Annotated in this window: 9 protein-coding genes; 7 read left to right on the top strand and 2 right to left on the bottom strand. The window is 58.0% G+C overall.

All coding sequences use genetic code 11. The features are described from left to right. Positions 1–23: 23 nt before the first annotated feature. The 4 genes from H3Z84_RS14810 (at position 24) to H3Z84_RS14825 (ending at position 5512) form a co-directional block, all read left to right on the top strand. On the top strand, positions 24–2051 hold the full coding sequence (locus tag H3Z84_RS14810) for a PhoX family protein (protein WP_199457992.1): 2028 nt from the start codon (positions 24–26) through the stop codon (positions 2049–2051). Positions 2052–2218: 167 nt separating this feature from the next. Beyond that, positions 2219–2581 carry a DUF4870 family protein gene (locus tag H3Z84_RS14815; protein WP_199457993.1) on the top strand — a complete coding sequence of 121 codons (363 nt, stop codon included), beginning with the start codon at positions 2219–2221 and terminating at the stop codon, positions 2579–2581. Positions 2582–2960: 379 nt separating this feature from the next. Continuing rightward, positions 2961–4019, top strand: a complete 1059-nt coding sequence (locus tag H3Z84_RS14820) for an OmpA family protein (protein WP_199457994.1) — start codon at positions 2961–2963, stop codon at positions 4017–4019. Between the two features lie 20 nt (positions 4020–4039). Then, a complete protein-coding gene (locus H3Z84_RS14825; protein WP_199457995.1) occupies positions 4040–5512 on the top strand; it encodes a thrombospondin type 3 repeat-containing protein in 1473 nt (490 codons plus the stop codon). A 70-nt stretch (positions 5513–5582) separates the two neighbouring features. On the opposite strand, the gene H3Z84_RS14830 is transcribed toward H3Z84_RS14825, so the two are convergent. Further along, complete coding sequence (locus H3Z84_RS14830) at positions 5583–6896, bottom strand: MFS transporter (RefSeq protein ID WP_227508296.1); 1314 nt, start codon at positions 6894–6896, stop codon at positions 5583–5585. 124 nt (positions 6897–7020) lie between these two features. Between H3Z84_RS14830 and H3Z84_RS14835 the strand changes: the two genes are divergently transcribed. The 3 genes from H3Z84_RS14835 to H3Z84_RS14845 are packed head-to-tail and all read left to right on the top strand — an operon-like array spanning position 7021 to position 9910. Next, positions 7021–7860 (top strand): 23S rRNA (adenine(2030)-N(6))-methyltransferase RlmJ, encoded by an 840-nt coding sequence (locus H3Z84_RS14835; RefSeq protein ID WP_199457996.1) that lies wholly within the window; start codon positions 7021–7023, stop codon positions 7858–7860. A 19-nt stretch (positions 7861–7879) separates the two neighbouring features. Further along, on the top strand, positions 7880–9100 hold the full coding sequence (locus H3Z84_RS14840; RefSeq protein WP_199457997.1) for a hypothetical protein: 1221 nt from the start codon (positions 7880–7882) through the stop codon (positions 9098–9100). 9 nt (positions 9101–9109) lie between these two features. Continuing rightward, complete coding sequence (locus H3Z84_RS14845) at positions 9110–9910, top strand: mechanosensitive ion channel family protein (protein ID WP_199457998.1); 801 nt, start codon at positions 9110–9112, stop codon at positions 9908–9910. A 53-nt stretch (positions 9911–9963) separates the two neighbouring features. Here the strand turns inward: H3Z84_RS14845 and H3Z84_RS14850 are convergent, their stop codons facing one another. Further along, positions 9964–10365, bottom strand: coding sequence for a DUF4168 domain-containing protein (locus tag H3Z84_RS14850; protein WP_199457999.1), 402 nt, complete (start codon positions 10363–10365; stop codon positions 9964–9966). Positions 10366–10385 lie beyond the last annotated feature (20 nt).

A 10385-nucleotide genomic window follows, 5' to 3' on the forward strand; every position in this document is an offset into this window, starting at 1 on the left:
TCCGATTTCGAGAGAGACAGAACATGGCCAAGCACGACATTGATCCGAATTATCTGGACCCTAACTACGAGCCGGTGGTTAACCATTCCGAGAACCTGCCTTTTCACCAGGTGCTGTCTGCGCGCATGCAGCGCCGGGCGGTGATGAAAGGGACCGTCGGAGCAGCTTTGGCGAGTGTTATGGGCCTCGGACTCGTAGCCTGCGGGAGTGACAGCGACAGTGACGACGAGACAGCGTCAGGAAACACTCAAACGCCAGGTACAACCGAAAGAGCGCTGGGTTTCCAGGCCGTTCCGGTGTCAATGGATAACCAGGTAGTTGTTCCGGAAGGCTATTCATCAAAGACATTCTTGCCCTGGGGCACACCGATTACCGGGTCGTACCCGGATTATCGCGCTGATGGCACCAATTCCGGCGCAGACCAGGAAGAGCAAGTGGGTATGCACCATGACGGCATGCACTTCTTCCCGATTGACCAGAAGAGTGGCGGCAACAGCTCCACTGAAGGTCTCCTGGTTATGAACCATGAGTACATCAATCAGGAGGCCATCCATGCGGAGGGCGCAACCTATAATGCTGATGGCTCCCGCCCGGCAGATGAAGTTCGTAAAGAAATCGCAGCCCACGGCGTTTCCGTGGTTCATATTAAGCAGGATGCTAACGGTGAGTGGGATGTGGTGTTTGGCAGCCCACTCAACCGCCGGGTAACCGGTGGTACTGAAATGGAAATCCGCGGCCCGGTTCGTGGCTATGACAAACTCTTCACTAAATTCAGTCCCAATGGTACCCGCACCCGCGGAACCCTCAATAACTGCTCCATGGGGCCGACGCCCTGGGGAACCTACCTGACAGCGGAAGAAAACTGGCACGGTTACTTTGCCAACAGTGATGCTACCCAGCCTCGCGAGCAAACCCGCCACGGCGTGGGTAGTGAAAGCCGCTACGATTGGGAACTGGCAGATAACAAGGCCGATCAATACGTGCGTTTTAACGTCAGCGCGCTCGGCGGTTCTGCCTCAGAGGATTACCGCAACGAAGCCAACACCTTCGGCTTTATGGTGGAAATCGACCCATTCAACCCGGAGAGCATGCCCCAGAAGCGCACAGCCCTCGGTCGTTTCGGCCATGAAGGTGTAATTTTCGCACCGGCCAAAGAAGGTGAGCCGGTTGTCTGTTACTCCGGTGACGACTCCCGCTTCGAGTACATCTACAAGTTCGTGTCTTCCAAACCGTACTATGCAGCCACCGCTGGTGGTTACCTGCTGGATGAAGGCACGCTGTATGTAGCGCGATTCAACGAAGACGGCAGTGGTGAATGGCTGGCCCTGGATCTCGACAACCCGGCTTTTGCCTCCAAGGTTAATGCTGCCAAGGGTACGACCGTTGGTGATGTGGCATTTGATGGCTTCGAGAACCAGGCCGACGTGCTGTTGAACACCCGTCTGGCCGCTGACATTGCCGGTGCCACACCAATGGACCGTCCGGAGTGGGGTGCGGTTGATCCGAATACCGGCGAGGTTTACTTCACTCTCACCAATAATACCAAGCGCACAGAAGACCAGGTGAATGCAGCCAACCCGGTAGCCCAGAACAAGAACGGCCACATCATTCGCTGGCAGGAAGCCGGTAACGATTACACTGCCGGTTTCTTCGAATGGGATATCTTTGTCTTCGCCGGTGAGCAGGGCACAGAGACCGTGGTTGATGGCGACGCCGTTGTTACGCTGAATGACGACAACATCTTCAACAGTCCGGATGGCCTGTGGTTCGATTATAACGGCCGTCTGTGGATCCAGACTGACGGATACAGCGACGAAACCTTCGGTAACCAGATGATGCTGGCTGCGAATCCGGAAACCCGTGAGATCAAGCGTTTCTTCGTGGGCCCCCAGGGCTGTGAGGTCACCGGCGTGGTCACCACTCCGGACAGCAAAACCATGTTCGTGAATATCCAGCACCCGAAAGCCAACTGGCCGGATGCTAACGACCCTCGTCCCCGCGATGCCTGCGTCATCGTAACCCGCAACGACGGCGGCGTAATCGGCGCCTGATCATAGCGGTTAGCCACAAGGCAGCACCAAAGCCGGCCCCGGTTTTACCTGGGCCGGTTTTTGTTTTTGCAGAGGGTCATATTGTGGAAAGGTCCGCAAAAACCCCGAGGCCGGCTGCGAAAGGGCTGTGGTAGACTGCGGAAAAGTCCTGATCCGGAGTTATCACCTTGGCTGAACCCGAATTTATTCCCGCAAACCCCAACGGCAATGAACGTCAGCCGGAGCCTGGCCGCAACTTGGCGGTCGTGGTTTACATCCTTCAGGCCCTGTCCTTTTTTCTCGGCGGCATCACCGGCCTGGTTGGCGTCATCGTCAATTACGTGAAGCTGGATGATGTACGTGGCAGCTGGATCGAAAGCCATTTCCGCTGGCAAATCCGCACCTTCTGGATTGGGCTGTTGTGGACGGTGATTGGTATTATCACCACCCCATTGATCATCGGTTGGTTTATTCTGCTCGGTATCTCGATCTGGGTGATCTATCGCATCGTAAAGGGTGCCCTGGCCCTGAACGACGGCAAGACTATTTAATCCATTCCTCTTCTTTCCCTGAAAGCTTTGCGCCTTTTGTCCAGACGCCCTTCGGGGCGCAAGGCAGTCTTTTGCACCTCTCTTTGGGCTCCTTGCTCGGCCAAAATGTAAAAAATTGCAAAATCTCCCTCCGGTCCATCGGCCTGTAAGCACGGCGACCTCAGGCCTGAATTTCAGCTAAACCATTGGCTTTCAACATAAATAAGTCCATACGATAAAGTGGATCACTGTTAGTTCAGTATATGGTTGGCAAAAATGACAACAATATGTGAATAAAATGCCAAGTTAATACGCCAGTAGCTGGCCCAAACTGCCAAGAAACAGAGGCAGTTTGTTTCTTTTGTGTAACTGGCAGGGCTAAAGGAAAAGGAGTGTTCACATGGCAAGAAAGCAACTTCTGGCGGTATCGGTTGCAGGGCTGTGCGCCGCGATGGCAGCGACGGCAGTGCAAGCGAATGCGGTCAAGCACGAAAGTGAAGTGTCAGTGCTGGGGGCTTACATTGAGCCCGACAGTGACAGGACTGATGAGTACGGCAGCGGTTTGCGGGGCATTTACAGTCACCGTTTCGGTAAGCACTGGTGGCTTGAGCCTCAATTGTTCTCCGGAATTATCGAGACGGGTGTTACCGGCGCAACGGATTACTACCAGCAAACCCTGGGAGCGGACCTGAGCTACCGGTTTTTCGACAGCGAATCCTTCACGCCGTATGTATCCGTTGGTGGTGGCCTGTCCCGTAACGATGTAGCTGACAACCCGGCCAGCGAATTTGCCGGCTATGCCAATGCCGCCCTCGGCCTCATCACCTCCCCTTTTACCGAGTCTGGCCTGCGTGTGCGGGGCGACGTCCGTTACCTGTGGGATTCCTACGACGACGGATTATCTGACATTCACCTGAGTGTCGGCCTGACCATTCCAATCGGCGCTACTCGCACCCGTATCGTGGAAAAAACGACCGTTGTTGAAAAGCCGGTGGTGGTAGAGCAACAGCTCGCGGATTCCGACAAAGACGGCGTTGTGGATGGGGTAGACCAGTGCCCCAACACCCTGGAAGGCCTGGAAGTGAACGCCGTTGGCTGCGTTGAAACCGACAAGGCCCAGTCTGTGGTATTGCAGGGGGTGACTTTCGAGTTCAACTCCAACCGGCTGACCGCCAACGCACGCGACATCCTCATTCCCGCCGCCGAGGCCCTGAAAGGACAGCCAGACCTTAAGGTAGAGCTGGCCGGCCATACCGACAGCGTGGGGGCTGAAAGCTACAACCAGCAACTCTCACAGCAGCGGGCAGACGCCGTGCGCAACTACCTGCTTGACCTGGGTGTGGCTCCGGAACAGCTGAGTGCCGAAGGCTATGGCGAAGCCCGCCCGATCCGCAGTAACGATACCGAGGAAGGCCGCGAGCGCAATCGCCGAGTCGAATTCAACGTGGTTTCTAAGTGATAGCAAGAAGGAATTTGGAAATGAGACTGAACAATCTGAACTGGCCTTTGATTTTGATGGTTACGGCGTTTCTGGCCGTAGCCGGGTGTAAGTCCGACAGTGGTAGCCGTGTGTCGTTTGAGGATGGCTCGGGGCAGCAAACCGGGGAGCAGGGCGATGGCGGCACCGGTGGAGCGGTGGATGCTGATGGGGATGGCATCCCTGATAACGAGGATTCCTGCCCGAATACCCGAAATTCCGGGGTTGATGCCGATGCCGATGGTATCGACGATGCGTGCGATGCCCGCATTGCGTCGTCAACGGATATCGATGGCGATGGTGTGCCGAATGGTGAAGATAACTGCCCGACCATTCCCAACCCGGACCAGGAAAATGCTGATCGTGACCTGTATGGCGACGCCTGTGACACAGATGCTGATGGTGATGGCGTTAAAGACAAGGTCCGGAATGACGATGGCAGCTTTGCAGTAATAGCGGCATCGGACGAGGGTGACAACTGCCCGCTGGTGCCAAATCCGGATCAGGCGGACCTGGACGGTGATGGCGTAGGTGATGCCTGTGATGACGATATCGATGGCGACGGCTTTCTCAATGACGAGGATGCCTGCCCGTATGTGGAAGGCAATGATGAGGCCATGTGCAGCGAGGCGGTCGATACCGACGGCGATGGCATTCCGAACCTGAGGGCTGATGGCAGCACGCCCTGGGACAACTGCGCGGATGTCGTCAATCCCTCCCAGTCGGATCTGGACGGCGATGGCATTGGCGATGCCTGTGATGAAGACACCGATGGTGACGGAATTAACGATACCAACCTGATCGGCCTGCCCGAGGATAACTGCCCGCTGGTTGCCAATCCGGACCAGGCTGATACGGACGGCGACGGCATCGGTGATGTCTGTGACCTGGTGAATGACGTTGAGTTTTCGTGTGGTGTTGGTGAGCAGTTCTCGCCCATGCTGGCCAGTGATGAGGATATCCAGGCTCAGGCATCCAAGGATGTTTCAGATTGTCTTTTGTTGACCGGTGGTCTGCTTTGCGACGTGGTTGGGGAGAACAACGTAGTTGATGATGATCTGAACAACTTCGCTACCATTTCAAATACTAACCTGTTGGGACTTTCTAACGTCAGTCTGCGAGTCGCTGCAACGTCAGGATTTGCCTACCCGGGACAAAACGTTATTGGTGTTTCGCTGGCTGAAGCGGCACAAGTGCTTCAGCTAGACTTGTTGTCGAACGGAGGCCTGCAGGTTCGGACTTTGCTAGACGGTGAGATTCAGGAACAGACCAATGGTGAAGTAGGCGCTGATCTCGATTTGCTGGGGCTTTCCGGTTTACTGGGCGGGAACGAAGTCGGTTTCCTGGTATTTCAGACATCGAAACGGTTTGATGCGGTTGAAATCGTGAGCGGCGAGTTTGAACTGCTTACGGCCCTGGATGAATACAATACCTATGGCGTCTGTGCCTCTAAAGAGGAGGTGGCCCAGCCTTAAGTCAGTGAGTGACTATCAACTCAAAGGGCCGGCACCCGCCGGCCCTTTCCATTTCACCGAAGAAAAACAGTCACTCCTCCGTCACTTCCTCCAGCCGTAAGGCACTGAACATCCCCGCCAGCCCCATCAGCCCGAGCACAATAATCACCGCCACATCGGAAATCATCGAGATAGCTGCGGTGAAGGCACCCGTAACGAGTAACAGCAGCCCGATTACGGTATTGCTTACCGAGGTATAGTCGGTGCGTTTGTTGCCACCGGCCATGTCCACCAGGTAGGTTTTCCGGCCAAGGCGCACGCCGGCGTGGGCAATGCTCAACACGAAGAAGGCAATCGGGTAGAACCAGGCGCCGCCGAAGCCGGGGCCGAAGATCAGGGCGAGCACACCCACCACCAGGCAAATACCGCTGGCCATGGCCGCGCCGCGGATCATCACTCGTCGGCTGGATACATCGGCCGCCCAGCCCCAGAAGCTGGCACTGAGTGAGCTGGCCAGGCTGCTGGCCAGCAGGAAGACGCCCAGCATCCAGCCGATGTCGGATTCTTTCTGGGCCAGCACCACGAAGTAGGGAGAGGCCAGGGCGGAGCACAACAGCAGGGCCCGGGTGATGACAAAGTTACGGAACGGAGCGTCGTCCCGCAGCAGGGACAAGCTGCGGAATGCCTCCGGCAGGGCATTGGCGCCACCGGAAGTTTCGCCCGGATACTCTTCAACTCCGGCAAACAGAAAGCCGGCGATAATCCACAGTGCTGCGGCCAGCATCAGCAGCATGGCGTAGAAGCCAATGGTGGGGTCGCCCCGGTCCCAGAACAGCAGCCCGGTCAGGATAACGGTGGCGGTACCGCCAATAGTGCTGGCCAGGCCGGACAGCCGGCCCCGGCGGGTTTTCGGAATGCATTTGCCCTGAACGTCTTTCATGGAAACCGAGCAGAAGCCCCGGGCCAGGGAGAACACAACCAGCGCCGCAACAATGCCACCGCCGGCCGCGTAGCCTTCCAGAAACCACACACTGGCCGCCATGGCCATTACGCTGACCGCCTGGCCAAAGCTGCCCAGGGTCCAGAACCACTTGCGCACGGCTTTGCGGCGAACCCAGGCGCCAATCACCATCTGCGGCACCATAGAGCCGGACTCCCGGATGGGTACCAGCCAGGCCACCAGGGCCGGCGCGCCAACGGCGCTCATCAGCCAGGCCAGCACGGTTTTCGGGCTGATCAGCAAGTCGCCGAGCTTGGTCAGTACGTTACTGAAAAGAATCAGGAAGAAGTTACGGGGCACTTCCCTGCAGGCATCCTCCGGAATGTCTTTGCAGACCCGTGCGTCTTCTTCGTTGGCGATCAGGCTGTAAAGCTGGTCAACCGTTGCTTTGTTCTGGCTGGACAATGTTTTTCCTCCCGTGGTCAGGCCCGCAAGCATAGCAGGACATTCGGCGTGGCTTAACCGTCTGCCGGAGTTGCCTGTGGCTTGCCGCTGGTGCTTAATGGGCACCTGAAAGCAGGAGCCCGATATGCTGAGTTACCTTCACGCCTTCCACGCCGGCAACTTTGCGGATGTACAGAAACATGCCGCATTAACCCTGGCGCTGGCCATGATGCAGGCCAAGAAAACACCTATTGCCTGTTTTGATACCCATGCCGGCAGTGCGGTTTACGACCTGACCGGTGAGCGCGCCCGAAAAACCGCCGAGGCGGACACCGGTGTACAGCGGCTGTGGCGGTTACGGAACAGCCTGTCGTCGCCGGACTGGCAGCCCATGCTGGAGGTTCTGGCAAGCGAAAATCCTGGCAACAGTGAGCTGGAAACGTATCCCGGCTCGCCGGCCTGGCTGGCGGGCTTTGCCCGTGATGCCGATACGGTCACCGCCTTTGAACTGCACCCTACCGAGGGCCAGCAACTGGCTGGCTGGGCCCGGGATGCGGGAGTTCGTGTGGTGCAGCAAGACGGCCTGAAAGGTTTGCTGCAGAAACTGCCGCCGCCCCAGCCTCGGCTGCTGACGCTGATTGATCCCTCCTACGAAATCAAAAGTGATTACACCTCAGTGGCCGAAACCCTCACCAAGGCATGGAAAAAGTGCCGCCATGGGGTCTATCTTGTCTGGTATCCGATACTGACCAGTGGCTTGCAGGAGCAGCTGGTTTCTGCCCTGAAAGGCGGTGAAGTGCGTAAGGTTCTGCGTAGCGAAGTGATGCTGGATACGCCGCCGGAGCGGGGCATGGTTGGCTCAGGTATGCTGGTGGTGAATCCGCCCTGGGGCTTTGAGCAACGCTTTGCGGCGATGATGGACGAACTGCAGGGCGAAAACGGGTTGGGGTGGTCGTCTTCGATCACCTGGCTGGTTCCCGAATAATCTGGCTGGAGTAGCATCTTTGACATCCGAGACCGCTCAGGAAAACCCCTGCCTGCCCGGCGGGTTGATTGCGCTGGACCAATGGAAAACCCCGGAAACCTCTGTGCAAAAGACCTTACGCAGTGGCTTGCGGGATATCCTTCAGCAATTGCGCGCCGGGATGACGCCGGAGGACCAGGCCTTCGAGAGCCTGGACGACCTGCCGGCACTGTCCCATGCAAAGCTTGGCCGTTACGCACCGCAGCCGGAGGCCGGAGAGCTGGCCGGGGCGATCAATGAATGCCTGGCATCACTGCGGCAAGGGGGCACCCACAACCGGCAGGTGAGTTTTGTTGTTGCGCCGCCGTTTTCCGGTATTCAGGGGGCTTTGCGCGCCAGCGGACTGCGGGTGATCTCGCCCCCGGATAACCTGCTGATGGCGGAGAAAGACATCTCCGGCTGGTGGGATGAGCAGCTGGCGGGCGATGACTGGGTGGTACCGGAGCTTGCGGATTTCTGGCTCAGGCATCGGTCTGGCATGGGCTTGCTGAAAGAGTTCTTTGCCCGGGTGGCAATGGAGGGTGCCGGCAAGGGCATGGTGGGATGTTCCAGCTGGTGCTGGCAGTTCTGGGTGCAGTACCTGCCAGAATTGCATGTGGCGCCGCTGACGGTCGCGCCCCTGACGGATGACCGGCTTACCCGGTGGCTGGCTTTCCTGGCGTCGGGTACGGCGGGTGGGCCGCTCACCGCTCGCATGACCAACGATGGCCTGTATGTGTTGCCGGCTCCGGAGGAGGGTTGTGAACGCAAGTACAGCGACTTCGCCCGGGACCTGGCCACCATGGCCCGGGGCAACCGCGGGGTTGCCCATGCTATCTGGCAAAGAACCCTCAGGGCCAGGGCCGAGGAAGACACCGAGAACGGCGATAAAGAAGAGAGGAAAGATATTCCTGCCAACGGCCCGAGCTGCTGGGTAGCGCCGCTGGAGCAGTTGAGCCTGCCGGCGGTTCCCCAGAGCGACGGCCGGCAACCGGGGCATATACTGCATGCCTTGTTGCTGCACAACGGGCTGACCTCCGAACAGTTACAACTGGTGACCGGCTTGCCGGGGCAGGAGATCAGCTTGTCGCTGGCGCGGTTCCAGCGTGCCGACCTGGTCACGCAGGGCGACACCGCAGGCGCGTTCAGGGTTACTCCTCTGGGCTATCCCGCCGTGCGTAAATATCTGCAGTCCCGGGGTTACCCGGTCGACGGTTTCTAGGAGGCTATGATGGGCGATCTGGATATCAAGGGTGCATTGTCATCCATAACCTCTGAAGCCTTGCTGGAAGCCGCTATCCTGGTGGTGATAGCGTCGCTGCTGATTCTCGTGGTGCAGAAGCTGCTGCCGGCAGTGGCCGGCAAACTGTCCGGCAAGCCCCGGCTGTATCTGTTGGCGTCTGTGCCGCTGCTGCGGCTGCTGATTATCATCCTCACCATCACCATGGTGGTGCCGGTTCTGGTGGAGCCATCATTCGAAAATATGGTGGCGATCTTCGGTGCCCTGGGCCTGGCCCTGGGCTTTGCCTTCAAAGACTACGCCAACAGCCTGATTGCCGGCATCGTCACCCTGTACGAAATGCCTTACCGGCCCGGCGACTGGATTGAAGTGAACGGCGAGTATGGCGAGGTGCGCTCCATCGGCACCCGGGCAGCAGAGATTGTCACCCTGGATGACACGGTCATCGTGATTCCCCACAGCCTGTTGTGGAACACTTTGCTGGCCAACGGCAACGACGGTACCGATAACCTGATGTGCGTGGCTGAGGTTTATCTGGACCCGAACCACGATGTGGCGCGCATGCAATCGCTTTTTCGCGACACCATCTATGCCTGTCCGCTGACCAAGACCCATCAGCCGGTGGTAGTGGCTGTGTCCGCCGGCGACACCGGTATGAAGTACCGCCTGAAGGCTTATCCGCTGGAGCCGCGGGATCAGACCCGGTTTATTTCTGATTTGACGGCCCGTGCTGCGGAGATCTGTGCGGCTGAGGGGGTCAGAATGATCTCCCGGCCTTTGATGCTGCACTGAAACGAAAAAGCCCCGCAAAGGCGGGGCAACTGACGAACCGGATGCGGGTTTGCTTACATCAGGGCGTCAACACGGTTGCGAACTTTCGGCTCGCTGCTGTAGGCGGTTGCGATGGAGTTGTAGGTGGGGATGTCGATACCTACGTCTTCAATCACGGAAACCATTTTGTCGTTGGCTTCCATCTGCAGTTCCTGGGCTTTCTGCTGGGAGTCCGCCGCTTCGATCTTCTGGATGTACTCTTCGCGCACTTCCATGACACCTTCCTGGGCTTCGATGAAGTCTTTCAGCTGGGCATCGCTGAAGTTGGTGTCCTGGGTGCCCGCTGCGGCCGGGTCAGAATAGCCGGGACTCTGGGTCTGCTGGGCTGCCGGCTCTTGCTGGTTCTGCTGTGCCATCGCGGGTGCTGCGGCCAGAAGTGCCAGGGATGCGGTTACAGATACGAGTAGCTTGTTCATAGGTCAGGCTCCTTTCGCTT

The sequence above is a fragment of the Marinobacter sp. bablab_jr003 genome, from assembly GCF_016464245.1.
GTDB lineage: Bacteria > Pseudomonadota > Gammaproteobacteria > Pseudomonadales > Oleiphilaceae > Marinobacter > Marinobacter vinifirmus.